At 67.3% G+C, this 25,968-nt stretch carries 20 protein-coding genes; 12 read left to right on the top strand and 8 right to left on the bottom strand.

Annotation, left to right across the window (positions count from 1 at the left end; translation table 11 throughout):
* Together M2319_RS07060 and pdeM are read left to right on the top strand one after the other, a co-directional pair.
* Window positions 1-2,571 carry a ligase-associated DNA damage response DEXH box helicase gene (locus M2319_RS07060; protein ID WP_264600738.1) on the top strand — a complete coding sequence of 857 codons (2,571 nt, stop codon included), beginning with the start codon at window positions 1-3 and terminating at the stop codon, window positions 2,569-2,571.
* Between the two features lie 28 nt (window positions 2,572-2,599).
* Window positions 2,600-3,283, top strand: coding sequence for a ligase-associated DNA damage response endonuclease PdeM (gene pdeM, locus M2319_RS07055; RefSeq protein WP_264600737.1), 684 nt, complete (start codon window positions 2,600-2,602; stop codon window positions 3,281-3,283).
* 147 nt (window positions 3,284-3,430) lie between these two features.
* On the opposite strand, the gene M2319_RS07050 is transcribed toward pdeM, so the two are convergent.
* Both M2319_RS07050 and M2319_RS07045 read right to left on the bottom strand, forming a co-directional pair.
* On the bottom strand, window positions 3,431-4,219 hold the full coding sequence (locus M2319_RS07050; RefSeq protein WP_264600736.1) for a TIGR02186 family protein: 789 nt from the start codon (window positions 4,217-4,219) through the stop codon (window positions 3,431-3,433).
* A gap of 231 nt (window positions 4,220-4,450) precedes the next feature.
* Complete coding sequence (locus tag M2319_RS07045) at window positions 4,451-8,794, bottom strand: peptidoglycan-binding protein (protein WP_264600735.1); 4,344 nt, start codon at window positions 8,792-8,794, stop codon at window positions 4,451-4,453.
* 462 nt (window positions 8,795-9,256) lie between these two features.
* Here M2319_RS07045 and M2319_RS07040 point away from each other — a divergent pair, with 462 nt between their 5' ends.
* From M2319_RS07040 to M2319_RS07010, 7 genes are all read left to right on the top strand, one after another.
* A complete protein-coding gene (locus M2319_RS07040) occupies window positions 9,257-9,721 on the top strand; it encodes a MerR family transcriptional regulator (protein ID WP_264600734.1) in 465 nt (154 codons plus the stop codon).
* Between the two features lie 100 nt (window positions 9,722-9,821).
* Entirely contained in the window at window positions 9,822-10,682 is an 861-nt protein-coding gene (locus tag M2319_RS07035; RefSeq protein ID WP_264600733.1) for an SDR family oxidoreductase, read from the top strand.
* Between the two features lie 43 nt (window positions 10,683-10,725).
* On the top strand, window positions 10,726-11,361 hold the full coding sequence (locus tag M2319_RS07030) for a glutathione S-transferase family protein (protein WP_264600732.1): 636 nt from the start codon (window positions 10,726-10,728) through the stop codon (window positions 11,359-11,361).
* A 45-nt stretch (window positions 11,362-11,406) separates the two neighbouring features.
* Complete coding sequence (locus M2319_RS07025) at window positions 11,407-11,889, top strand: cupin domain-containing protein (protein ID WP_264600731.1); 483 nt, start codon at window positions 11,407-11,409, stop codon at window positions 11,887-11,889.
* Between the two features lie 19 nt (window positions 11,890-11,908).
* On the top strand, window positions 11,909-12,370 hold the full coding sequence (locus tag M2319_RS07020; RefSeq protein WP_264600730.1) for a cupin domain-containing protein: 462 nt from the start codon (window positions 11,909-11,911) through the stop codon (window positions 12,368-12,370).
* A gap of 101 nt (window positions 12,371-12,471) precedes the next feature.
* Entirely contained in the window at window positions 12,472-13,092 is a 621-nt protein-coding gene (locus tag M2319_RS07015) for a 2-hydroxychromene-2-carboxylate isomerase (protein WP_264600729.1), read from the top strand.
* 91 nt (window positions 13,093-13,183) lie between these two features.
* Window positions 13,184-13,726: a hypothetical protein gene (locus M2319_RS07010; protein ID WP_264600728.1), complete on the top strand. Its 543-nt coding sequence runs from the start codon at window positions 13,184-13,186 to the stop codon at window positions 13,724-13,726.
* A 59-nt stretch (window positions 13,727-13,785) separates the two neighbouring features.
* Here the strand turns inward: M2319_RS07010 and M2319_RS07005 are convergent, their stop codons facing one another.
* The 3 genes from M2319_RS07005 to M2319_RS06995 form a co-directional block, all read right to left on the bottom strand.
* Complete coding sequence (locus M2319_RS07005) at window positions 13,786-15,678, bottom strand: M10 family metallopeptidase (protein WP_264600727.1); 1,893 nt, start codon at window positions 15,676-15,678, stop codon at window positions 13,786-13,788.
* Between the two features lie 265 nt (window positions 15,679-15,943).
* On the bottom strand, window positions 15,944-17,572 hold the full coding sequence (locus M2319_RS07000; protein WP_264600726.1) for a M10 family metallopeptidase: 1,629 nt from the start codon (window positions 17,570-17,572) through the stop codon (window positions 15,944-15,946).
* Window positions 17,573-17,743: 171 nt separating this feature from the next.
* Window positions 17,744-18,418 (bottom strand): extensin-like domain-containing protein, encoded by a 675-nt coding sequence (locus M2319_RS06995; protein ID WP_264600725.1) that lies wholly within the window; start codon window positions 18,416-18,418, stop codon window positions 17,744-17,746.
* 292 nt (window positions 18,419-18,710) lie between these two features.
* Here M2319_RS06995 and ppk2 point away from each other — a divergent pair, with 292 nt between their 5' ends.
* Window positions 18,711-19,748 carry a polyphosphate kinase 2 gene (gene ppk2, locus M2319_RS06990; protein WP_264600724.1) on the top strand — a complete coding sequence of 346 codons (1,038 nt, stop codon included), beginning with the start codon at window positions 18,711-18,713 and terminating at the stop codon, window positions 19,746-19,748.
* Between the two features lie 24 nt (window positions 19,749-19,772).
* Here ppk2 and M2319_RS06985 read toward each other — a convergent pair whose 3' ends face one another.
* On the bottom strand, window positions 19,773-20,759 hold the full coding sequence (locus M2319_RS06985) for a zinc-dependent alcohol dehydrogenase family protein (protein WP_264600723.1): 987 nt from the start codon (window positions 20,757-20,759) through the stop codon (window positions 19,773-19,775).
* A gap of 180 nt (window positions 20,760-20,939) precedes the next feature.
* Between M2319_RS06985 and M2319_RS06980 the strand changes: the two genes are divergently transcribed.
* The gene (locus tag M2319_RS06980) at window positions 20,940-22,184 is read left to right on the top strand and encodes an amidase (protein ID WP_264600722.1); all 1,245 of its coding nucleotides are present in this window, start codon (window positions 20,940-20,942) and stop codon (window positions 22,182-22,184) included.
* 43 nt (window positions 22,185-22,227) lie between these two features.
* Here M2319_RS06980 and M2319_RS06975 read toward each other — a convergent pair whose 3' ends face one another.
* On the bottom strand, window positions 22,228-23,322 hold the full coding sequence (locus M2319_RS06975) for a DUF2336 domain-containing protein (protein ID WP_264600721.1): 1,095 nt from the start codon (window positions 23,320-23,322) through the stop codon (window positions 22,228-22,230).
* Between the two features lie 870 nt (window positions 23,323-24,192).
* Here M2319_RS06975 and M2319_RS06970 point away from each other — a divergent pair.
* Window positions 24,193-24,792: an isochorismatase family protein gene (locus tag M2319_RS06970; protein WP_264600720.1), complete on the top strand. Its 600-nt coding sequence runs from the start codon at window positions 24,193-24,195 to the stop codon at window positions 24,790-24,792.
* 28 nt (window positions 24,793-24,820) lie between these two features.
* On the opposite strand, the gene M2319_RS06965 is transcribed toward M2319_RS06970, so the two are convergent.
* Window positions 24,821-25,903 carry a DUF2336 domain-containing protein gene (locus M2319_RS06965; RefSeq protein ID WP_264600719.1) on the bottom strand — a complete coding sequence of 361 codons (1,083 nt, stop codon included), beginning with the start codon at window positions 25,901-25,903 and terminating at the stop codon, window positions 24,821-24,823.
* Window positions 25,904-25,968 lie beyond the last annotated feature (65 nt).

Genomic DNA, 25,968 nt, shown 5'->3' with positions numbered 1-25,968 from the left:
GTGACCGCGGATCCGCTCGCCCCCGACCTGCCGGACGTGTTCCGCCGCTGGTTCGATGCCCGCGGCTGGCAGCCGCGCGCCCACCAGCTCGATCTCCTCGCCCGGGCGCGGGCGGGGCGCTCGGTCCTGCTGATCGCACCCACCGGCGCCGGCAAGACGCTGGCCGGTTTCCTGCCGAGCCTGACCGACCTCGCCGCGGCGGCGGCAACGAGAAAGAAGCCGGGCACCGCCGGGTCGGCCGCAAGGGGCCCGCACACCCTCTACATCTCGCCCTTGAAGGCGCTCGCCGTCGACATCGCCCGCAATCTCGAGGCGCCGGTCGCAGAAATGGGCCTGCCGATCACGCTGGAGACCCGCACCGGCGACACGCCGCAGCACAAGCGCCGGCGCCAGACCCTGTCGCCGCCCGACATCCTGTTGACGACGCCGGAGCAGGTCTCGCTGCTGCTGGCCTATCGCGACGCGCGGCGGTTCTTTGCCAACCTTTCCACCGTCATCGTCGACGAGCTGCATGCGCTGACGACGGTGAAGCGTGGCGACCTGCTTGCGCTCGCGATTTCCCGCCTGCGCGCCCACGCCCCGAACCTCAGGACCATCGGCCTTTCGGCAACGGTCGCCGCGCCGGACGACCTGCGCGCCTGGCTGGTGGCGCAGGAGGCGGGCGCGCCGCCGCAACTCGCCGACCTCATCGAGGTCGCCGGCGGGGCGCGGCCGGAGATCGAGATCCTGAAATCGGACGAGCGCATTCCCTGGGCCGGCCATTCCGCGCGCTACGCCCTGCCGGACGTCTACCGGGCGGTGAAGGCGCACGGCATGGCGCTGATCTTCGTCAATACCCGCAGCCAGGCCGAGGCCGTGTTCCAGGAGCTGTGGCGGATCAACGAGGACGGGCTGCCGATCGCCCTCCACCACGGCTCGCTCGATGTCGGCCGGCGGCGCAAGGTGGAGGAAGCAATGACGGCCGGGGCGCTCCGGGCGGTCGTCTGCACCTCCACACTCGACCTCGGCATCGACTGGGGCGACGTCGACCTCGTCGTCCATGTGGGGGCGCCGAAGGGCGCGAGCCGGCTCGCCCAGCGGATCGGCCGCGCCAACCACCGGCTCGACGAGCCGTCGAAGGCCTTGCTCGTCCCGGCCAACCGCTTCGAGGTGTTGGAATGCCAGGCGGCGCTCGACGCCAATTATGTGGGGGCGCAGGACACGCCGCCGGCGCGGCCCGGCGCCCTCGACGTCCTCGCCCAGCATGTCCTCGGCATGGCGGTGGCGGAGCCGTTTTCGGCCGATGCGCTCTATGGCGAGGTGACGTCGGCGGCGCCCTATGCCGGCCTCGACAGGGCGACGTTTTCCCGGGTCGTCGATTTCGTCGCCACCGGCGGCTATGCCCTCGGCACCTATGAGCGCTTCGCCCGCATCCGCAGGACGCGTGAGGGGCTATGGCGCATCGCCAATCCGAAGGTCGCCCAGCAATATCGGCTCAATGTCGGCACCATCGTCGAGGCGCCGATGCTGAAGGTGCGGCTTGCGAGCCGGAAGCGCGGCGGCGTGATTGGCCCTGGCGGCCGCGGCGGCCGGGTGCTCGGCGAGATCGAGGAGGCCTTCATCGAGAGCCTCTCGCCCGGCGATACCTTCCTCTTTGCCGGCGAGGTGCTGCGCTTCGAAGCGCTGCGCGAGGCTGAGGCGCTGGTCACGCGCGCCACCGCCGAGACCCCGAAGATCCCGGCCTATGCCGGCGGCAAGTTTCCGCTCTCCACCTATCTCGCCGATTCGGTTCGGGCCATGCTCGCCGACCCCGAGAGCTGGGAGCGGCTGCCGGATGCCGTGCGCGACTGGCTGCTCTTGCAGCGCGATACCTCGCTGCTGCCCCGGCGCGACGCGCTGCTGGTGGAGACCTTTCCGCGCGCCGGGCGCTTCTACATGGTCGCCTATCCGTTCGAGGGGCGGCTCGCCCACCAGACCCTCGGCATGCTCCTCACACGCCGGCTGGAGCGGATCGGCGCGCGGCCGCTCGGCTTCGTTGCCAGCGACTATGCGCTCAGCGTCTGGGCGCTCTCCGACCTCGGTGCCCGGTTCAAGGCCGGCCGGCCGAGCCTCGACGACCTCTTCGACGAGGACATGCTGGGCGACGACCTGGAGGCCTGGATGGCCGAATCCTACCTCCTGAAACGCACGTTCCGGGCCTGCGCCGTCATTGCCGGGCTGATCGAGCGGCGCTTTCCGGGCAAGGAAAAGAGTGGCCGCCAGGTCACGGTTTCCTCCGACCTCATCTACGACGTCCTGCGCAGCCACGAGCCGGACCACATCCTCCTGCAGGCGACCTGGGCGGACGCGGCGCGCGGGCTCCTCGACATCCACCGGCTCGGCGAATTGCTTTCCCGCATCAAGGGACGGATCATGCTGAGTGATTCGGACCGGGTGACGCCGCTGGCGATGCCGGTGATGCTGGAAATCGGCCGGGAATCCATCTCAGGGGCGGCCGACGAAGCGCTCCTGATGGAGGCCGCGGCGAGCCTTGAACGTGAGGCGCTGACGCGGGACGGGACGGAAGGCGAGGCGGAACGGGATGCTCCATGACGCGGCGCGACGCGCCGATCCCGATGGGATGACGGACGGCGCCCTAACGCTTGGCGACGCCGCCTTCCGGCTGCACCCGTCCGGCGCCCTCTTCTGGCCGGAGGAGGGGGCGCTCGTCGTCGCCGACCTGCATTTCGAAAAGGGGTCCAGCTTTGCCCGGCACGGGATGCTGCTGCCGCCCTACGATACGGCCGTCACCCTCGATCTCCTTGCCGACGTCATCGCCTTCTATGCCCCGAAGATCGTCGTTGCCCTCGGCGACAGCTTTCACGACCGGGCGGCGCCGGACCGGCTTCCTGAGCCGTATCGGGAGCGGCTGGCCGCTTTGCAGGCGGGGCGGGAGTGGATCTGGATTGCCGGCAATCATGACCCGGATGTACCGGAGGGTTTTGGTGGCGACGTCTATGCCGAGGTTGCCTGCGGCGACATCGTCTTTCGCCACGAGCCGGCGCTCGGACCCCAGCCGGGCGAGATCGCCGGGCACCTGCATCCGGCGGCCCGCATCCGGATGCGCGGCCGCTCGCTGCGCCGGCGCTGCTTCGTCACCGACGGTGCCCGCCTCGTGCTGCCGGCCTTCGGCGTCTATACGGGCGGGCTCAATGTCTGCGACCGGGCCTTTACGCCGATCGTCCCGCGCCACCTGATGGCCGCCCATCTCCTCGGCCGCGACCGGGTCTATGCGGTCGCCGGCAGCGACCTCCATCCTGATTGAGTTTTTTGGATTTTTTGGACGTTCAGGCGCCACTGGGGCTTCACGGCGCATGAGCGCCGGCGCGCGGTCACGCTTGCCGTAGGCCGCTGAAACTCGCGGCATAGGGTTCGGAGGAACCTCTCGTCGCTGTGCGAAGGGGCGCCCTGATCAATCCTTGCGGAAGATGACGCCGGCGAGCCAGCCCGTCACCAGCGCCAGGACCACCGCACCGATGCCGTAGGCAAGGCTGTAGTCGTGGGCGAGCGTATAGGTCACCTGCTCGAAGCCCGTCTTGTGGATGTAGAGGGGCTTGGTCTCGTGCGACAGCACGGTGCCGTCGCGGAACAGGAAGACGTTGATCTGGTAGATGCCGACCGGAACGTTGGCCGGCAGCGGGATGGTCGTGCGAAACAGCGACGGGCTCAGGAACTTCACCGCGCCGACGCGTTCTGCATAGAGCTGGTTCTTCTGCTTCAGCCGCAGGAAGGCCTCGCGGAATTCCTTGGTCTCGGCAGCGGCCTCAGGGTTGTCGGGCGGCGTCTCGGTCTGCAGGACCAGGTGGTTGACGCCGATCTGGTAGCGGTCGAGGAGGGCGTCGTTGCCGAGCGCGTCGAGGCCGCGCGAGGAATGCATGGCGTAGAAGGACGGCACACCTTTGAAGACCCGGCTTTCCCGGTTGACCCAGATGCCGAGCAGCCGCTCCTTCCTGCGCGTCACCAGATTGTCTTCCGGGCCGAAGATCGCGACGACGACGTCGTTGATGCCGCCGCGGGCGATCGTCGCCTGGTCGCGCTCGATGCTGCCGAAGACGGTGATTTCCGTGCCGGTGAAGTTGGAGGCGATGCGCACGTCCGGCGAGGAGATGTCGGCAACCAGCCGTTCCGCGCGAACCTCGTTGGCCGGGCCGATGGCGGCGACGGAGAGACAGGCGGCGGCAAGGAGGGCGGCGAGGCGCAAGGGCGTATCCCGGTTGCTTTTTTGCGCTCCGAACGAGTGGAGCGTTGAGGGTTGTCCGTTTAAACGCCGACACCGCTCGGGTGTCAACGATCGCCGGGTGTTTTCCGCCGCTCACAATCGCGACATCTGCAAGGATCCGCGGTCACGGTTACTGCTCAGGAAAGCAGAAAGGCGGCTTGCGGCCGCCTTTCCATCCCGATTCCCGCAGTGCTTGCCGGGCGTCCGTTCCGGTCAGATCGTCTCCTTGGAGAGCGCCTTGATGAGCCGGCCGTCGACCTGGCCGGTGACCGGCAGGCCGGCCTTGCGCTGGAAGTCCATCACCGCGTCGCGGGTGCGCGGGCCGGAGACGCCGTCGGCCGGACCGGGGTCGTAGCCGAGTTCGGTGAGGAGCTGCTGGGCGCTCTGGGTGAGCTGCTGCTGGGTCACCTGGGCCGGCACGGCCTGAGGCCTGGCCGAGGCGGACCGCTCCGGTGCGTTGCCCCACTCCTCATGCGGGGTGACGCCGTTCGCCTTCTCGTCGACCGGGGCCGCGCGCCAGGTCTCCACCGCCAGCCGCGCCGCGGCGAGGCCCTGGCGGTCGAGCGCATTGGCGATCTCGTCGCGCTTCTTGCCGGCGTCGGTGTCGCCCTGGCGGGCGGCAAGCGCGAACCACTTGTAGGAGTCCTTCAGGTCCTGGGCGACGCCGAGGCCGCGGGCATGGAGGATGCCGAGATTGTACTGGCTGTCGCGGACGCCGGCGCTGGCCGCCTTGTTGAACCACTGGGCGGCGGAGGAGAAGTCCGGCGAGCCGCTGGCGCCCTCGGCATAGAGGACGGCGAGATTGTGCATGGCCTTGGTGTTGCCCTGCTCGGCGGCGCGGCGATACCACTTGCGGGCTTCGTCCATGTCCTTGCGCACGCCGGTGCCCTTTTCATAGAGGCTGCCGAGCCGGTACTGGGCCGGGGCAAGGCCCTGGTCGGCGGCGAGCCGGTACCATTTGGCGGCCAGCGTCAGGTCCGGGCGGACGCCGCGGCCTTCGGTGTAGCGGGCGGCGACCTCGAACTGGGCTTCCGGATTGCCGTCGGCGGCGGCGGCGCGCAGCGCGATCGGCCCGACATCGGACGGCGGCATGGCGATGGCGGCGGGCGCGTTGCCCGCATCCTGCGCGGCTTGCGGCGCGTAGGCGGTGACGGTCTCCGGAGCCGCGTCGGCGGTGCCTGGGCCAAGGGCCTGGCGGGCTGCCTCGGCCTGCGGGTTGCTGTTCGAGGCGGCCATGTCGAAACCGGCGGCGGAGGTGGTCTGCGGGTCGCTGCCGGTGCCTGCGGGATCGGCGGCGCTGGACGAGCGGTCGTCGTCGGCCGGGGCCGCGGGGGCCGCTGCCGGGGCTTCGTCGCCTTGCGCGGGCGCGGGCTCGTCGATCTCCGGGGCCGGCGGTGTTGGCGCGACGCTCTGCTCGATCGAGGCGGTCTCGTTCACCGGCGTCAGGAACGCCTTCATGAGCTGGTTGCCAAGGAAGATGACGATGAGGCCGACGGCGGCGATCATCAGCGGCCGGCGATATTTCTTCAGCGCGCCCGAGACGCCGCTGGCGCCGTCTTCCTCCGGTCCGTTGCGGCTGCCGGCAAGCGGCGTCGCGTAGATGTCATCCTCCGGCGCCGGCTCTTCCATGCGCGGCGCGGGCTCCGGACGCTCCGGCGCCTCGGCTGCCGCCTCGCCCTTGCGGCGGCGGAACCAGCTGCGCTTCTTGGCCGGCTTGGCGTCGGCGGCGCCATCCGCCTCGGCGGCGGCGGCCTGGGCGGCGCGGCGGGCAGCGGCGATGAAATCGGTCTTGCGGTCGCGGCCGGCCGGATCGGGGGCCAGCGTCTCGGCCATGATGCCGGGCGCGAGCGGCTCGTCGGGATCGACCTCGACCCGGCGGGCCTGGGGCTCGCGCGGCGCATCGGGGCGATAGGCCTCGGCCCGGTTCTGGTCGGCCCGGTTCTGGTCGGGACGGCTCTGATCAGGACGGCTCTGGTCGGGACGGCCGGCACCCGGCTCCAGCGGGCGGCTGTCTTCTGCGCTGCCGGGCGAGGGCGCGCGCGGATCGCGGTGCGGCTCGGCCGCGTGCTGCGGGCGGCTTGAGGCGTCGAGCGTGGCGCCGCTTGCGGTCGCGAAACGGTCGGGGCCGGCGTCGTAGCCGGCCGGGCCGTTGACGGCGATGCCGCGGGTCTCGGCGTCGACATTGGCCGGCTCATAGCCGGTGAGCTTCGATGAAATCGCCTGCAGGGCGTCGTGCAGGGTGACGAGGGTGTCCTGGGTGCGTTCGGCGGAATCGACGGTGGTGGCGCGCAGCTTGTCGAGGTGGAACTGCAGCTCTCGGATCTGCTCGTCATTGTCAATGTTGCCGCCGCCACTGCTGCGCTCGCGGGCGAATTCGGCGATCGCCTCGCGCGCGGCGTCGCGCGCGGCGCGGGCCGCCTCGTCGCGATTGCTGTCGAGCCGGCGATCGAGATGGGTGAGCGCGGTCTCGATCGCGCCGAGCGCCTCGGACTGCTCGGAGCGGTCGCCGAGGAGCTGGGCGATGCGCGCGACCTGGTCTTCCAGATGGGCAAGGGCGTTGGCGTTGACGCCGCCCCTGCTGCCGCCCACCTTGTCGGCGAGGTTGTGGATCTGGCGTTCCAGCCGGGTCAGGTCGACCGGGATCGGCTTGGAAAAGGCCATCCGCATGCCGGCGATCTCGTCGCGCAGATTGGCCATTTCGGACAGGTCGAGCGGGGCGCGGCCGAGGTCGTCGAGTTGGGCGGCGAGGGAGGCGACCTTGCGGTCGAGGGCGGCGAGCGCGTCGCTGCCGGAAGTGCGCTGCAGGGCGTCGTCGATGCGCTGGATGGTCTCTTCCAGCTCGGCGAAGGCGGCGCCGTCGCCCATCTGCCGGCCCGGCTCGAAGCTGTCGAGGCGGTCGGCGATCTGGTTGATGCGGGCCTCCAGCGCGGCAAAGGCATCGCCGGAGCCGGTGTCGGCGCCCGGCACGATCTCCTCGACGCGGGCGATCATGTCGTCGATGCGGCGCTCCAGGGCGAGGATGGCATCGTCCTGGGTGCGGGCGTCCTCCAGCTCGTCGAGCTTCTGGGCGACGGCGGCGATGTTGCTTTCGATCAGCGTGAAGCGGTCGGCGTCGCGGCCGCCGGACATGGCGTCGCGCAAATCCTCGATCTGGCCGGAGAGGCGCTCGATGGCTTCCAGGTAGCCGTCGCCGACGGGCTCCGGCTGGGCCGGCGGTTCGGCGGCGAGCCGCTCCAGGCCGTCGATCTTGTCGTGCAGGGCACGGAGCTGCTGGTCGAGTGTGGCGACGGCGGCCTGGGTGTCGAGGCCGCTGAACAGGCCCTTGAGGTCGGCGATCTGGCCTTCGAGCTGGCCGATCGCCGGATCGTTCATGTCCATCGACAGGCCGTCGATCTGGCGCGCAAGCTGGGTCACCCGCTGTTCCAGCGTGTTGATCTGCCCGACCTGGGGGATCGTCTTCAGGGCCGAATCGATGGTGTCGATGCGGTCGGCAAGACGCACCAGCAGGCGCGGGTCGCCGACGGTGCGGCGCATCTCGTCGAGCCGCTCGACGATGTGCTGGTAGCCGGATTCCAGGCTGTGGAGGGTACCCTCCACATTGCCGGAGATGACGCTCTGGCGCAGCTCGGCGATCTCGTCGCGCAGGGCCTCGACGGCACGCGGGTCGCTCTGTGCGGCCGACAGCGTCTCGACCTTCTGGCCGAGGGCGCGGATCATCGTCGCGTCGTCATCAGACAGGCTGGCGGTGTCCCGGCGCTCGATCTCGTGGCGCAGATTGCCGATCTCCCGGCGCAGCCGCTCCACGGCCGCCTCGGTGTCGCTCTGGCGCAGGGAATCGATCTTGTCCGCCAGCGCCTTGAAGTGATGTTCCACGTCCGGCAGGCCGAAGCTGCGGTCGTCACGGTCGTAGGCGCGGCTGCGGGCCGGAGCCTCCGCCTCGTCCCGGCGCGGGGTGCGCGCGGGCTCGCGGCCGGTGTTGTGGTTGTGGATCGGGTATCCGTCGTGGTCGAGGGTCTGCTGGCGGGCGGTGATTTCGTCGATGGCGCGGCGAAGGGCGTCCTCTTCGCCGTCCGCCGCCTCGAAGGACGGGTTGCGGGCCGCCGCCACGGTGCGCCGGTCCTGGGACGGCGTCTCGCCATTGGCGGGTAGGTTGCGCATGCGCCGGTCGATGCCGTCGAGCGTCTCCAGGATGGCGTCGATGCGGCCGCGGGAAGCGTCGCCGCCGGCATCGGCCTCGCGCCCCTTGCGCGCGCCGCCGTTGCGGCCGCCGGCGGGCTCGCGGCCGCCGTTACGCTCACGTCCGGACGAGCGGGCGTCGAGCCTCGTCATCAGCCGGTCGACCGTCTCGGTGATGCCGGCCAGGTCGTCGTTGCGTGGGGCCGCGGCCTCGCGGCGCGGCGGCATCTTCGATGCGGCGCCGGCGTTCAACTGGCCCAGGCGTTCGGACAGCGCATCGAGCCGGCTGTTGAGGTCGGCGAGCGGGTCTGACGGCCCATGGCGGCCGGCCGTTGCGGACCGGGGCGTTGCAGCATGGGCATTGGGACGGTTGCGGAACATGGCTCACCCACCTGTCGGGTCTTTGGTCGAGCGGAACGAACGGACGCGGTCTTTCGCCGGCGCCTTTGGCGCGTCGTTGCCGGGAAGCTCCCCAAGGAGATGCCGGATCAAGGCGGACCCCATCGTTGGTCTTCGGATTCCCTCCGCCACGGGCTCCCCCGGATTCCCGGAACGCCAGTGGCGGGAACCGCACCTGGCGGAGTGGCGGAATGTCAATGCGTTCCGGCCGAATTTGCGCGATTTAGGGTAAACAACCCGTTAACCCTCCATCGGTAAATGCATAAACCGGTAACAGGCCTTAACGGTCGCTCACCGCGGCGTTCCGTTCCGGGACGGCGCGTCGCCTCCGCCCGAAGGATGCGACGTATAGCGACCGCTGCGGTTGCTTGACGCTTACGTATACGGAATTTAGTTTGTCCGCTTGCAAAGGCGGGGGCTTTGCGACAGCGAGGAAATAACGAGATGGCGCGAGACGACAGTGCGAGCGCACGGGACGACAGGAATACGGTCGCCGACCGGGCCGTCCACGATGATGGCAACAAGACCCACTACACGATCGGCGAACTGGCGCGCGAATTCGACGTGACGCTGAGGACGCTGCGCTTCTACGAGGACAAGGGGCTGATCAATCCCCGGCGGCGCGGCACCACACGGCTCTACAGCCGGCGCGACCGGGCACGCCTGAAGCTCGTCCTGATGGGCAAGCGGGTCGGGTTTTCACTGGAGGAAATCCGCAACATGCTCGGCCTCTACGATCTGCGCGACGGCGAGGTCTCGCAGATGCGCGCGGCCCTCGACCGGTTCCAGGAGCAGATCGCCCATCTGGAGGCCCAGAAGCGCGATATCGAGCAGGCGATCGAGGAGCTCGGCCGCACCGTGGAGATCGTCTCCGGCATGGTGCGCGAGCGGGAATCGCGCGCCGGCTGAGCCGTCATCGCCGCGTCGTCGGCGCAATTGAATTTGTTCCCCACCGGCGTGCCCGCTAGACTGCGGGTCCTGACACCAAACCCGCCGTGGGGGCTGTTCCATGACCAGGAAAGTGTTCGTATCGGGAGCATCCGGCGCGCTCGGCGGGCGCATTGCCGGCCATCTCCTCGATGCCGGCGTTGCGGTCGTTGCCGGCGCGCGGCGGCTGGAGCGGATCGAGCCGCTCCGGGTGCGCGGCGCCGAGGCGCGGCGGTTCGACTATGACGATCCGACGCTGATGCGCATCGCCTTTGAGGGCTGCGACACGGCGGTCCTGGTTCCGACCTCCGCGCCGGTCGTCGACCGGGTGCGCCAGCATTACGACGCGCTGACCGCCGCGCGCGAGGCATGTGTCGCCAAGGTCGTGTTCGCCTCCTTCCTGCCGGCGACGCCGGAATCCCACTTCACGGTCTCGCCCTTCATGCTGTTCGCCGAGGCGACGGTGCGCCAGAGCGGCATGGACTGGACGATCCTGCGCGACGGGCTCTATCTCGACCCGCTCGCCGACTGGGTGCCGGAGATCGTTGCGATGGGCCGCATCCCCTATCCGGCCGGCGAGGGGCGGGTCGCCTATGTCACCCGCGACGACCTTGCCGAGGCGATCGCGCAGGGCGCGCTGTCGGATGCGGCGAACGGACGGCTCTACCGGCTGACCGGGCCGAAGGCGCAAGGCTTCGTGGAGATCGCCGGCATCATCTCCGACGTCACCGGAAAGCCGGTGCTTTATGACCCGATGAGCGAGGAGGATTTCGCCCGGCTGTGCGAGGAGCCGGAGGCGCCGGACTATCTGCCGACGGCGCTCGCCAGCCTCTACCGGGCCGTTGCCGCCGGCGAGTTCGACCTCGTCACCGACGACATCGAGGCGCTGACAGGCCGCGCGCCGGAGGACGTCGAATCCTATCTGAAACGCAAATATGGCTGACGCGCCACCGCGGCCCACCACAGAGCCAGCAAGGAGATCTCACTTGGCGGACTACACGCTTTACTGCTTTGCGCAATCCGGCAACGCCTACAAGGCGGCACTGATGCTGGAGCTTTCCGCCGCCGACTGGGAGCCGCGCTTCGTCGATTTCTTCAACGGCGAGACGCGGACGCCGGAATACCGCGCCCTCAACGTCATGGGCGAGGTGCCGGTTCTGGTCCATGGCGACGTGACGCTCTCCCAGTCCGGGGTCATCCTCGACTACCTGACCGAGGCGCTCGGCAACTACCGGCCGGTGGACAACGCCGAGCGGCGCGAGGTCCTGCGCTGGACGCTGTTCGACAATCACAAGCTGACCAGCTATGTGGCGACGCTGCGGTTCCTGCGCAGCATCGCCAAGTCCGGCGATCCGGCGGTGATCGAGTTTCTGGAAAGTCGTGCCAAGGGGGCTCTCGCCGTCCTCGACGCGCAATTGACGACGCGGGAATTCGTCACCGGCGAGCGGCCGACGACGGCGGACTTCTCGCTCTGCGGCTACCTGTTCTGGCCCGACGAGATCGGTATCGATTTTTCCGCCTATCCCGCAGTCACGGCCTGGCTTGACCGCATCCGAGCGCTGCCGGGCTGGAAGCATCCCTACGACCTGATGCCGGGGCATCCGCTGCCGGACAAGAACTGAGCGCAAGGCGGGGGTCCGCCGGTTTCCTCAAGAGGAGATTTTCAGATGCCGAAGATCGATGTGGTCAAGGTGCCGGCGCTGCCGACCGACTTTTCCGGGGCGCTGGGCAAGCTGCTTGGCGGGCGCACGCGGGCACGGCTCGGCGATGCCGCCGGGCTCACCCAGTTCGGCGTCAATCTGTGCCGGGTCGATCCCGGCGCGCGGTCCTCGCTCAACCACTGGCATGAGAACGAGGACGAGTTCGTCTTCGTGCTGGCCGGCGACGTGGTGCTGGTGGAGGGCGGCATCGAGACGCCGCTCGGGCCGGGCGATGCGGCCGGCTTCAAGGCCGGAACGGGCGTCGGCCACCACATCGAGAACCGCGGCGCGGAAGAGGCGGTGATGCTGGAGGTCGGCACCAGGGCAATCGGCGAGCGCTGCCACTATCCGGAGCACGATCTCATCGTGGAAATCGTCAACGGCACCGACCGCGTCCTGCACCGCGACGGATCGCCCTATTCCGACGCGACGGCCAAGCCCGTCGATTGATCAGAGGAGCCGGAACGCAATGCCGAAGGTGGATATCGAGGCGATGGAGTGGCAGGGCGGCAGCAGCTATCCCTCGCCCTATCGCGAGCGTGTGGCGGGCCGCGTGCGCAAGCGGCTCGGCGATGCCGGCGGGCTGAGCCAGTTCGGCGCAAACCTCACCCGGCTCGATCCGGGCGCGATGTCGGCGCTCCGGCACTGGCACCAGGTCGAGGACGAGTTCGTCTTCGTCGTCGAAGGCGAGGTGGTGCTGATCGAGGACGATGGCGAGACGCCGATGACGGCGGGCGATGCGGCGACCTTCAAGGCGGGCGTTGCCAACGGGCACCATTTCGTCAACCGCTCCGACAGGCCCGCCCTCTACCTTGAGGTCGGCACGCGGAGCCCGACCGAGCGCGCCAACTACCCCGACGACGACCTTGCCGGGATCAAGGAGGACGGCCGCTTCGTCTTCACTCGCAAGGACGGCAGCAGCTTCGACTGACGATCGGGTCTTCACGGCATGGTGCAATCGGTCCCGTTGACGGCGCTTCCCGGCTGGGCGAGGCTCCGCGGCGGGAAAAACGCTGCTGGGGACCGCAGGCAATGTCCGAAATCACCGTCGACTACTTCTACACCCATGGCTCGCCCTGGGCCTATCTCGGCCACGACCATTTCGTCGAAATGACGGCGCGGCACGGGGTCCGGGTGCGCTACAAACCGGTCTTCCTCGGTCCGGTGTTCGAGGCGACCGGCGGCCTGCCGCTGCCGAAGCGCCATCCGGCGCGCCGGCATTACCGGCTGATCGAGCTGCAGCGCTGGCGCGACAAGCGGGCCCTGCCGCTGAACCTGCAGCCGGCCTTCGCCAATCCGGCGCCGACGCTCGCCGACTGCGCCGCGATCGCCATCCAGGAGGCGGGCGAGAGCCCGGCCGACTTCTCGCACCGGGCGTTCCGGGCGATGTGGGCCTATGACAAGGATGTCGCCGACGAACATGTGGTGGAGGGCATGCTGGCCGATGCCGGCCATGACGCCCATGCGCTGCTGGCGGCGGCAAAGTCCGATGCGGTGAAGGCGATCTACGAGCAGAACCAGGCCGACGGCGTTGCCCTGGAGATCATCGGCTCGCCCTGCTACGTGCTGCGCGGCGAGCCGTTCTGGGGCCAGGACCGGCTGGATCTCCTGGAAGAGGCGATTGTCTCCGGCCGCCATCCCTACGCGCCCTAGGGTGTTCGCTCTCTGAGCCATCGCCCTCCTTTCGTCATGCCGGTGCCCTATCTCTTTGTGCGGAGAGGAGCACCGACATGGGAGGGAGAGAATGGCGATGGTGACTGTGAAACGTTTCTGTGGGCCGGCGGTCGCGGCGGCCCTGCTGCTGCTCTCGTCCGGCGTTCTGGCCGAGGACTATGACGGCACGCCGGACGACCGCTTCACCATCGTGGAGACGGCGACCGGCATCCTCAGGATCGACAAGGAGACGGGGAACGTCTCGACCTGCCGGGAAAAGGTCTCGGGCGGCTGGACCTGCCAGATCGCGGCCGACGAGCGGGCCGCCTACGAGGCGGAGATCGACCGGCTGTCGGCCGAGAACAAGGCGCTTGCCGACCGGCTCGCGGAGATCCGCCGCCGCCTTGAGGCGGTCGGCGACGATACGGTGAAGGACAAGGAAAAGACGCTGTCGCGCGAAGACCTGATGCGCTTCTTCACCGATCCGCCGAAGCTCTCCGAGAAGGACGAAAAGGCGGTGACGGAGGCGCTCGACGTCACCGAGAAGGCGTTTCGCGGCTTTCTCGGCGTCATGCGCGAGATCGAGCGCGACCTGAAGAGCGACGACGCCAGAAAAGACAAGGGCGCCGAGTAGAGCGGCGCCCTTGCGTGGTTTCCTTTGCCGGAAGTCGGCCGACTTTTCGGTAGAGCGCTTCAGGCGAAAATGAAGTCGCCGTTGTCGAGGGAGGCCTTCTCGACACCTTCCAGAATGATCGTCGTCTTGAAGAAGCTGATCGTCGTATCACCGCCACTGCTGGTGATGCTCAGGTCGGAGATGTGGTCGAGCGTCTTGTAGGCGCTGAGATCGATCTCGTCGGTGTTCGGCTTGAAGTCGAGGATCATGTCGGTGCCGGCCCTGCCGGCAAAGACGAAGTCGTCGGCGCGGGCGCCGCCGGAAAGCGTATCGTTGCCGGGTCCGCCGATGAGCACGTCGCTGCCGCCGCCGCCCGTCAGGATATCGGCGCCGCTGCCGCCGACGAGGAAATCGGTGCCGTTGCCGCCGAACAGCTGGTCGTAGCCGTTATTGCCGTAAAGGGTATCATTGCCGGTGTTGCCGAACAGCATGTCGCCGTTGCCGCCGCCGGCGAGCTTGTCGTTCTGGCTGCCGCCGTAGAGCGTGTCGGCGCCGCTGCCGCCGGCAAGGGTGTCGTTGCCGCCGTCGCCCGTTATGCGATCGCTGCCGCCATTGCCGAAGACCTTGTCGCTCTGGCTGTCGCCGCTGAGGCTGTCATTGCCGTTGCCGCCGAGGATGGTGTCGTCGTGCTTGCCGCCGAAGATGGTGTCGGCACCGTTGCCGCCGACGGCCTTGTCGTAGCCCTTGGATGCAACGATGAAGTCGTTGCCGTTCTGGCCGTAGAGCAGGTCGTCGTGCTTGCCGCCGCCGAGGGTGTCGTCCGATCCGCCGCCGATGAGCTTGTCGTCGCCATTGGAGCCCATCAGCTTGTCTTCGCCGCCCTTGCCGACGAGGCGGTCGTCGCCGCCCTTGCCGAGCAGGGTGTCGTCGCCCTCGTTGCCGACCAAGAGGTTGTGCCGGGAGTTGCCGACGATGCGGTCGTCGCCGCTGCCGCCGAGGGCGTTTTCGATCAGCGAGGCATCGTTGCCCTGGTAGCGCAGGGCATTGGCGATGTTGCCGCGGGCGTAGTGCAGCGTGCCGTTGTCGTCCTCGCCGAGCAGCGCGGTCTGTTCGGCGGAGGTCTTGGTCCATTGGCCCGGGTTGAGGTTGACGCGGAGGTTTGAGGAGTAGTTCTCGAAGTCGTAGGTATCCTTGCCGCCGCCGTCCCAGATGGTCAGGAAGACGCGGTTGGCGCCCGGCGTTTCCTGGCCCCTGCCGTTGATGTACATGCGGCCGGTGTCCTCGTTCCAGCTATAGCGGGTGTTGCCGGAATTGTGGGTGTAGTCGGCGCCGTACATGTGCTGGATGGCGCGGATGTCGTACATCATCAGCGACTGGGGGTAGCCCCAGTCTTCCGGGCCGCTGTCGGTGTAGAAGTTCTGGCCGACGAATGACCGGTAGGTCATCACCGTAAACTCGTAGGAATCGAGACTGCGCGGCATCGCGGGAAAACCGTTGCCGCCCTGGTGGCCGTGGCTGAGGCCGAGGGCGTGGCCGCTCTCGTGCATGAAGGCGAGATAGGCCCAACCGCCGACGTCGGTCTCGTCGAAAGGCCCGCCCGGCTTGCTGTACCAGGAATCGCCGCCCCAGGTGCCAGTGCTCGGATAATAGGCCCAGGCGCCTGCGCCGGCGTCGGACGGGGCGTCGGAAAAGGCATAGCGCAGCGTCGCTTCGCTGGCGCGGGTCTCGTTGATCAGCCGCAGCCCGAGAAGGGAGACGGAATCGTACTGCTTCAGCGCATCGATCGCCGCGGCCTTCTGGGTGGCGTTGAAAGCGCTGAAATTATTATATTTTTCGCCGTTGAAGGAATAATGGTAATAGCCGGGGCTCGACGGGAAGCTGTAGGTGAGATTGTAGACGCCCCATTTCACGCCGGAAAGAAGGCCGTTCACGCCCTGCATGGAAGAGCTGTTGACGGAAGCCGTTGCTGTCATGCCGCATCATCTCCGGGGCAGGAGGCGTTTCGTCGTCACCGCACCGCCGCTCTCTGTTCGTGCCAGGGACTCGCTCGCCTTACCGAAGCCCTGCCGTCTCGATTCGCTGTCGCAAACCCACCATAACGCCGCAGGCGGGCTCGTTTAAGGTTTGTTGCAGCAAAACCTTGCTACAACGCAAAGATGTCGCGGGCAGCGGTCGCCTGTCTGCTTGCCGCCGCGTGCCGGCGCCCGCCGGACCGGCGCTGCGGCCGTCTCCACCCGATCAGAAAATGAAATCGTCGTTGTCGAGCGCGCTCTTTGCGACGCCGTCCAGCACGATCGTCGTGTTGAAGAATTCGATCACCGTATCGCCGTGGTCGTTGCGGATGGTCAGGTCGGAGATGTGGTCGAGGCTCTTGTAGGCGCTGAGGTCGATGTGGTCGACATTCGGGGTGAAGTCCCGGATTTCGTCCGCGCCGGCCTTGCCGCCATAGACGAAGTCGTCGGCTCCGGCTCCGCCGACGAGGATATCGTTGCCGCTGCCGCCGACGAGGCGGTCGACGCCGTTGCCGCCGTTGAGCGAGTCGTTCCCCGATCCGCCGAACAAAGTATCGTCGTGCTTGCCGCCGAACAGGGTGTCGGCGCCGGCCTTGGCGTTGAGGAGATCCTGGCCGCTGCCGCCGGACATGTGGTCGCTGCCGGCGGCCCCGAACAGGCGGTCGGCGCCGGCGCCGCCGCTCATCCGGTCGTTGCCGGCCTGGCCGAGCAGGGTGTCGTCGTGCTTGCCGCCGAACACCCGGTCATCGCCGCCGCCCGCCTTCAGGAAATCGTCGCCGCCGGCGCCGGCGAGCGTGTCGCTGTCGCCGAAGCCGAACAGCCGGTCGTCGCCGCCATTGCCCTTCAGCTCGTTCTTGGCGGCATTGCCCTGGATGACGTCGTCGCCGCTGCCGCCATAGGCGTTCTCGATCAGCGAGTCCTTGTTGCCCTTGTAGAGGAGGGCGTTGGCGATGTTGCCGCGGGCATAGTGCTGGGTGCCGTCGTCCTCGGTGCCGATCAGCGCCGTCTGTTCGCTGTTGGTCGTGGTCCATTTGCCGGGCCGCAGGTCGATCCTGAGGTCGTCGGAATATTTGGTGAAGGAGTAGGTGTCCTCGCCGCCGCCGTCCCAGATCGTCAGGAAGATGCGGTTGGCGCCGGGCGTTCCCTGGCTCTGGCCGTTGACGAAGGTCCTGCCGCTGCCGGGCTCCCAGCGATAGAAGGTGTCGGTGCTGCGGAAATCGTAGTTGGCGCCGTACATGTGCTGGATGGCGGCGATGTCGTACATCATCAGCGACTGGGGGTGGCCCCAGGTTTCCGGGCCGAAATCGGTGTTGAGGTTCTGGCCGACGAAGTCGCGGTAGGTCATCACCGAGAATTCGGTTGAATCGATGCTCGACGGCATCTTGGGAAAGCCGCTCTCGCCCTCGTGGCCATGGCTGAGGCCGACGGCGTGGCCGGTCTCGTGCAGGTAGGTCGAATAGGCCCAGCCGCCCATCCTGGAATCGGAAAAATAGCCGTTCGACTTGTTGTACCAGGAATCGCCGCCCCAGCTTCCGGTGCTCGGATAGTAGGCCCAGGCGGCGGACGGCGAATCGGAAAAGGCGTAGCGCAGGGTCGCCTCGGTGCTGCCGGTCTCGGTGACCTGGTTAAAGGCCAGGTTCGATGCGGCCGCGAAATCGGCCAGCGCATTCTTCACAGCGGCCTTCTGCGCACTGTTGAAGACGCCGAAATTGTTACTCTTTTCGCCGGAATAGTCGTAGTAGGACGGGCTCGTCGGGAAGCTGTAGCTGAGGCTCGTCACGCCCCATTTGATGCCCGACAGGATGCCGTTGATACCGGCCGACGACGAGCTGCTGACGGATGCCGTGGCCGTCATGGCGAATCACCTCCGAGGCTCAATTGGGGAGCGGCGTCACTTATCATTATTTCGCAAGAAAAGGTCCAGAAAACGTCCATCGGCGTTAAACGTTTCTGAATGCACCGCCGCTCGGTCCCATCCGGCCGGGCGGCGGAAAAGACCCGCCATACCGACCCGCCGTCGGCCCGGTCATTGGCAGAACTTGCCGTCGCCGTTGCGGCCGCGACGGGCGAGGTCGAGGTGGAAATGGTCCTGGTGGTGCCGGTCGCCGTCGGGGCCGATCACGGTGTTGAAGGGGCCGCAGGCCTTGTCGTGGACGGTTTTCAGGAACGCGGCCTCTTGCGGTGCACCTTTCCAGCCGTCGGCGACGGTGACGCGGCGGCCGTCGGCGGTGCGGAAGGCGGAAATGTCGATGGCGTTGGCGTAGGCGTGTTCCGACACCTTGGCCCCGGGCTTATTGTTGCGGGTGCGGCAGACATAGGAGGCGGCGACGTCGACGGAAACGATCTTGCTGTCGAGGTTTTCGCCCGCCGCCGGCTGGACGACGGTCTGCAGCCATCGGTCGAGCGCCGGCAGCATCGGGCAGGCAAGGGTCGCCGGTACGGAAAAAGCGACGGAGCCGTCGGCCGCGGCCGTGACCTTGTAGGGCGCGTCGGCGCCGCATTCGCCCTCTTCGAAGATCGGCTCCATCGGCGTGACGAAGGGCGAGGGCGTGACCCGGCCGCTGGTGCGGCAGGTCCGGTCCGCCTGGCTGCGCCATTCCTCGCGGCTGTCGTCGAAGGCCATCATGCCCGCCGCGCAGGCGGTCAGGGCAAGGGCGGTGAGAAGCGCCGCAGATAGGCGCCAAGGGTGTCTGATCGGCATGGGGCCAGTCTGGTGAAAGAACGATTACGATTCATTAACGCTGCGGGTCCCGTAACCGTTGCGGCATCAGGTGGCCGTCGATGCGCCGCCGTGGTGGTCGCGTGTATCCGATAAATATTTTTCAGGCCCGATGCCAGGATTGCCCGCTCCGCATAAGTCCTTTCGAACTATTGGCGACCGCCAGCTCCGAGCATTTACTTTTCGTGAAGCCTTTCGGTTAGGTCAATTTCAATTCAAATGGAGGATTATGACCCGGCAAAACAAAATCAGGGCGCAAACAAGAGAGACGGGCATGAAGGATTCCGAAGACCGCCAGGGCTTTTCCATCGCAGATGACGTGGTGACCACACTTCCGGACCTGCCGGACACCGAACCGGTCACGACCGCGCGGGAAAAACCTGCTGGAAAGAAAAAGGGCGCGGCCAAGGTCGCAGCTTTCGAGAACCCGGCCCATCACATCGCCGAGATGCGGCATGATCCGCTCGAGATCAAACGCATCTTCGAGACCGGCGAATACCCCTACAAGAGCAAGCTGCGCCGGGCGCCTTACGAGGAACACAAGGCGGAGCTGCAGGTGGAACTCCTGAAGGTCCAGCGCTGGGTGGAGGAAACCGGCCAGAAGGTGGTGATCCTGTTCGAGGGCCGCGATGCGGCCGGCAAGGGCGGCACCATCAAGAGGTTCATGGAGCATTTGAACCCGCGCGCCGCCCGCGTCGTCGCGCTGCCGAAACCGACCGAGCGGGAAAAGACCCAGTGGTATTTCCAGCGCTATGTCGAGCACCTGCCGGCGGCCGGCGAGATCGTGCTGTTCGACCGCTCCTGGTACAACCGGGCCGGCGTCGAACGGGTCATGGGGTTCTGCTCGCCGAACGAATACCTGGAGTTCATGCGGACCTGCCCGGACCTGGAACAGATGCTGGTGCGCTCCGGCGTGCAGCTCTTCAAATACTGGTTTTCCGTCTCACAGGGAGAGCAGCGCCGGCGCTTCAAGGCGCGCGAGACCGATCCCTTAAAGCAGTGGAAGCTGTCGCCCGTGGACCGCGCTTCGCTCGACAAGTGGGACGACTACACCGAGGCCAAGGAGTCGATGTTCTTCTATACCGACACCGCCGATGCGCCCTGGGTGATCGTCAAGTCGAACGACAAGAAGCGGGCCCGCCTCAACTGCATGCAGCACTTCCTGTCGTCGCTGCCCTACCCGAACAAGAATCCTTCGGTCGTTCGCGGCCCGGATCCGCTGATCGTCGGATCGGGTGCGCACGCCCTCGGCGAGGCGCGGCACATCCTCGGCAAGAGCCTCCATCCGGAAACGAAGCGCGCAGGCAAATAGGCCCGCGCCCGGAAGCAGCCAGCCTCACGGAATGAGCACCGCGGCGCCGCTGAGGCGCCCGGCGCGCAAATCGTCGAGCGCCCTATTCGCTTCCTCGAGCGGATAGGGGACGACCGTCGTCCTGACCCCGGCCTTCGGGGCGAGCGCCAGGAACTCCTCGGCGTCCTCACGCGTCAAGTTGGCGACCGAGCGGATCACCCGTTCTTCCCAGAGATCGGAATAAGGGAATCCCGGAATATCCGACATGTGGATGCCACCGCAGACGACGGTGCCGCCCTTTTTGACGGCCTTCAGCGCAGCCGGGACGAGGCTTCCGACGGGCGCGAAGATGAGCGCGGCATCGAGAGGTTCCGGCGCCGGCTCGTCCGATCCGCCGGCCCAGGCGCAGCCCATGTCGCGGGCAAAGGCCATCGCGTCCGTGTCGCCCGGCCGGGTGAAGGCAAGCACCTTGCGATCTTCGTAGCGTGCGACCTGCGCAACGATATGAGCGGCGGCGCCGAAGCCGTAGATGCCGACGGTGCGCGCCTCCGGACCGGCCATCTTCAGCGAGCGATGGCCGATGAGGCCGGCGCAGAGCAGGGGCGCTGCTTCGGCATCGGAGTAGTCCCCCTCAATGGCAAAGGCGTAGCGGGCATCGGCGATGGCGTGGGTGGCGTAGCCGCCGTCGAGCGTGTAGCCGGTGAAACCGGGATCGTCGCAGAGGTTCTCCCGGCCGCCGTCGCAATAGGGGCAGTGGCCGCAGGTCGACCCGAGCCAGGGAATGCCGACCCGGCCGCCGACGGCATGGCGATCGACGCCTGCGCCCTTGGCGACGACATACCCGACGATCTCGTGCCCCGGCACCAGCGGCAATTTCGGATGTGTCAGGTCGCCGTCGACCACGTGCAGATCGGTGCGGCAGACGCCGCAGGCCGCGACCTCGACGAGGATCTGGCCCGGACCCGGCTCCGGCGTCGGCAGGTTCCAGGCTTGAAGCGGTTTGCCCTGCTCCCTCAGCACCATTGCGCGCATGGCGGTTTCCTTTCCGAAAAGGGGCGCCTGGCGCGGCCTTTTCTGACGTATTGCGGGTGGTCCGGCTGGCTCGCAATGCACCTTGCCTTTTGCCATGGTGAGCGTGTTCTATCGCCTGTCAACCGCACGCGCCCGAGTCGCCTGAAAAGCCTCGGCGCCCCGCCGTTCTGGAGATCCCTCATGCTGTCCGCTGCAAAACTCGTCGCCGACATCCGCGCCGGCAAGACCCGGATCGGCGAGGTTCTCGCCCAGGTGTTCGACACCATCGATGCGGAGGAAGAGCTGATCGGCGCCTTCGAGGCGATCGACCATGGCGCGGCGCGCCCGCCCGCGAGCGGTGCGCTCTGCGGCCTGCCGGTCGGCATCAAGGATATTTTCGATACTGCCGACATGCCGTCCACCTACGGCTCGCCGATCTATGCCGGCCACATGGCGCGGACCGATGCGGCGATCGTGTCGCTGTGCCGGCGGGCCGGGGCGACGGTGATCGGCAAGACGGTGACGACGGAGTTCGCCTTCATGCAGGCCGGGCGGACGCGGAACCCCCGCAATCCGGCGCACTCTCCGGGTGGGTCGTCGTCCGGCTCGGCGGCGGCGGTGGCGGCCGGCATGCTGCCGCTCGCGGTCGGCACCCAGACCGGCGGCTCGGTGGTGCGGCCGGCGAGCTTTTGCGGTATCGCCGGCTACAAGCCGACCTTCGGCCTGTTGCCGACCGTCGGCATGAAGACGTTTTCCTGGACACTCGACACGGTCGGCCTGTTCGGCGCCGGGGTCGTGGACGCCGCGCTCTTTGCCGCTCTCCTCACCGGGCGCGACCTCACTGTCGGCGAGGAGCTTCCGCCGCCGCGGATCGGCGTCGTCGAAACCCATCTGTGGAACGAGGCGAGCGGGGAGATGCGGGCCGCTGTCGGCGAGGCGGCGCGGCTTGCCGCCGATGCCGGGGCGCGGGTCGAGACATTGCAGCTTGCAGGGACCTATGCCGACGCCTTTGCCGCGCACCAGGTGATCCAGGATTTCGAGGCCAATCTGGCGCTCTCTTACGAGCGCGACAATCACAGCGACGAGCTCAGCGCGATCCTGCGCGAGATGCTCGATGCCGGCGATGCGATTACGCCGGAGGCCTATGACGCGGCGCAGGCGACGGCGCGCTCAGGCCGGCACGGGCTGGGAAAGGTGTTCGCCGATGTGGACGTCATTCTGACGCCGTCGGCGCCGGGCGCGGCGCCCGAAGGCCTCGGCAGCACGGGCTCGTCGATCTTCAACCGGCTGTGGACGCTGATGGGAACGCCGGCCGTCAACGTGCCGGGTCTCGCGAGCGACAAGGGGCTGCCGCTCGGTGTGCAGATCGTCGGCCCGGTGCGGGCGGACAGGACGACGCTCGCCGCCGCGGCGTGGCTGGAACGGGTGATCGCGGCGCGGTCCTGACGGTCCCTGCCGTTGGATGAGATTGCCAGACGGCTTGGGGGCGCTAGCTCGCCTGCTTTTCCGGCTTGCGGCGTTCCTTGAGCACGCGGATGGCCCGGTGGGCTTCCTCTGGGCTCATGCGGGAATAAAGTTCCACTTCGGCGCGGGTCACAGGCGCCGGACGCCTGAGGCGCCTTTCGCGCAGGCGGGCGACGGCCATGAACGCCTTGGTGCCAAGGCCGATGTCCTTGCACAGGACGGCGATGGGACCGCTTTCCTTGCGGAAGATGAGGCGGCTGACGTCGACCCCCTCGGCCTCGCTGAGGCCTTCGATGACCAGCGCGATGTCGAGCGCCCGGTCGGCCCGGACGAGGGATTCCACGACGGAATCGAGGTCGCGGAGGCCGCTGCGGATGTCGTCGGCCATGATGCCGGCGTCGATGCGCGTCTGGCGCACCTCCATCAGCTCGTTTTCGATGCGCTTGGCGGTGACCATGACGAGGCGGTCGAGGCCGTCCTGGCTGGCGGCGATGTCCGCCTTGGCAAGCCGGACCGTCAGTTCCTCGGTCAACAGCGGGCGCAGCCATTCGACGACGGTGGCCGTCAGGTCGGTGCGGGCGGCGAGGTTTTCCTGGAGTACCTCGTCGTTGCCGGCGCAGCGCACCAGCATGTCGAAGGCGGCTTCGGAGAATTCCGCGCCATCATTGCCGGTGACCGCGTGGAGGACGGCACGGTCGCCGCGCTGGACGAGGATTTCGGTCACCGCCTTCGACAGCGTCTGGCGCCGGGAAATGGCGAGCAGGTGGTCGACGGACTGCTCGGAGGCGAGCTTTACGAGGTCGTCGTCGGTCAACACGATGGAAGTGCGCAGGAGCGGGTCGGCGACGACAATCTGGTCGCCGGCAAGGCGCAGCACCAGCTTGTGGGGTGCCTGGTCGTCCGCGGCCAGCCGCCGGGCGACTTCGGAACGGACCTTGACCGGAACGTCCTCCAGGACGCGGCCGACGACATCGGCGAAGAGATCGCGGGAGGTCGCCTTGGACGCCAGGCTGCCGGCCCCGAACAGGTCGCCAAGGCGCCGCAGCAGCCGTCGGCGGCCGTCCGGCGCCGTCTCGCCGGCGAGGGTTTCATATTCCTTCAGAACCGCGTTCTTGCTCACGTCGGTCACGCCACCTGGTTATGGAGGGACACAAGTCCGGCGAGTATTGCGCGGCAAGATGGCGGCGCCGTTAAAATGATGTCTAAAATGAGATCTATTCTGAAATGATCGTTCGAATCGGCCAACTAGAGCGAACACATCGTAAAAACCGCAATTGAATTGTGGCGTTATTTTGGTTTTGAAATTAATTTCCAATTGATCGGCAGGGTTTTGGGAAGTTTTTTTTTATCAGGTTTTCATCTGCGATGTAAAAACAGTTTATTAAGATTTTTCAACGGACACCCCGTCAGGTCGCGCAACCTCAGCTGGTTCGAGTTCTGCGGCGCACAAACTTTTTTTCTTCGGCTACGTGTCATTCCGCATTATCATTGGTGTGTTGGCAGAAGGGAGACCAATGATGAGCATGACACGAAGTTTGAACGCGCTGATGATCAGCGGAGCTTTCGTCTTCATCGCCGCAATTATCGTGGGTACCCTCTAACGCCAGAGCGGAAAGGCGGCAAAAACGGCTAAAAAACAGAAGGTTGGCGAAAAACCTTCGATTGCCGAAAAAGAGTGACAGTCAATGCGGGGCGCTGCGGATCGCAGCGCCCCGTTTCCATTTCCGATCCGCCCGACTCGCCGGCCGCGGGAAAGCACGCAGAGCGGCTCCGCCGGGCGCCCGGCCCGGAACTCTTTCCAATGCAACCACCAAGCGATCCGATTCGCCCAATGCGACAATTTGCCGGTGAAAAGTCTTGTTGCGGTGCACAGCAAGTTGATCCGGCGGATCGCGACGCTCGCGGCAATTCTCCTGCAGAACGGTCATGGGACTTTCGCCGGAAGGCGCTATGCTCGCCGGACCGTTCGTTGCTGCCCAAGGAGTGCCCGATGGCACCGAAAACCCTTCTGGAAATGGCCGGTGTTGCGGCCGCACCGTCCAGGCTTTCAGAATCCGTTCTGATCATCATCGATGCGCAGGAGGAGTACCGCTCCGGCCTGCTGCCGCTGGAGGGCGTCGCGCCGGCCGTCGCCGCCATCGCGCGCCTCTTGGCGCGGGCGCGGGCGGCGGGCGTGCCCGTCCATCACGTCGCCCATGCCGGCCAGCCGGGCGGTGCGTTCGACCGCAGCGGCCCGGGCGGCGCGATCATGGCGGAGGTGGCGCCGCGGGACGGCGAGCCGGTGCATGAAAAGCCGCTGCCGAATTCCTTTCAGGACACCGACCTTGCCGACAGCCTTGCCGCCGGCGGGTGCCGGAACCTCATCATTACCGGCTTCATGAACCATATGTGCGTCGACGCAACGACACGGGCCGCGGTGGACCGGGGCTTCCGGGTGACCATCCCGGCCGAGGCGACGGCGACGCGCGATCTGCCGGGGCCGGCCGGCGAGGGTGTGGTGCCGGCGGCGACGCTGAAGGCCGCGAGCCTTGCCGGCCTTGCGGACCGGTTTGCGACGGTGGTCGGCAGCGTCGACGACATTCCGGACTGAGGCATTTTCCCGTTGGCGTACGACGCCTTCAGGCGCTGGCATTCCTCAGTTTCAGGAAATGGACGGCGCGGCGGGCGTCGGTCTCTTTCAGCGCTTCGTAGAGCGCGACTTCCTTGGCGGATTCGGCGTTGTCGAGCTTCAGGCGCTTGCGGCGCAGGCGGACGATGGCGGCAAAGGCCCTGGTCGGGATGCCGGCGTTCTTGCACAGGACCGCGATCGGGCCCGGCTCGCGCTTGAAGATCGTCTTGGTGGCGTCGATGCCGTGCAGGTCGGAGAGCGTCAGGATCAGGCTGGCGACGTCGAGGGCGCGGTCGGCCTTGCACAGCGCCTCGACCGTGGTGCCGAGATCGCGCTCGCCCTTTTCGACCTCGGCCGCCATGACGCGGATTTCCAGGCGCGCCCGCTGGCGGGCCTTGAGCTTGTTCTCGACCCGCAGAACGGTGGAGGAGACCGCCGCATTGAAGGTGGTGTCGCTGGCCTTGAGCTGCGCCTCGTTGAGCTTTTCCTTGAGCATTTCGGACAGGAACGGGCGCAGCCGGTTGGCCAGCGGCTCGGTGAGGTCCGAGCGCTCCACGATGTTGCTCTGGAGCTCGTCGTCGCCCTCGGAGCGTTCGATCAGGGTCTCGAAGGTCGCCTCGGAAAACCGTGCGCCGACATTGCGCGTCACCGAATGGAGCACCTGGGTCTCGCCCCTGGCCACGAGGATGTCGGTGACCCGCTCCGACAGGGCCTTGCGCCGGGAAATCGCCATCAGGTGATCCTGGCCCTTCTTTTCGGCGATGCGGATGAGGTCCTGGTCGGTCAGTACCTCCGAATTGCGCAGCACCGGGGCGGCGACCGTCGCATCGTCATTGGCAAGTCGCAGCATCAGGTTGCGCGGCGACTGGTCGATCTTCGACAGGCGCTCGGAAACCTCGGCGCGGATCTCCACCGCGACGTCGTCGATGACACGGGAGACGACTTCTTCAAAGAGGTTTTTGGTGTGGTCGCGCGCTTCCGGCGTCTCGGCGTCGAACAGGTCGGTGAGGTTCCTCAGGAGCGCGCGCCGGCTCTCGTCCGACGGCTGCGCCGCAAGCTGAGTCATTTCCTCAAGAAGACTGACGCCCGCCATAAAGCCGTTCCGCAATGTGCACAGTGGGACCCCGATCGACCCCACTATAGACAATTGCGGATTGG

This window comes from Rhodobium gokarnense (genome assembly GCF_025961475.1).
GTDB lineage: Bacteria > Pseudomonadota > Alphaproteobacteria > Rhizobiales > Rhodobiaceae > Rhodobium > Rhodobium gokarnense.
The sequence above is the reverse complement of the archived record's forward strand: the minus strand, read 5'-3'. Positions and strand labels throughout refer to the sequence as shown.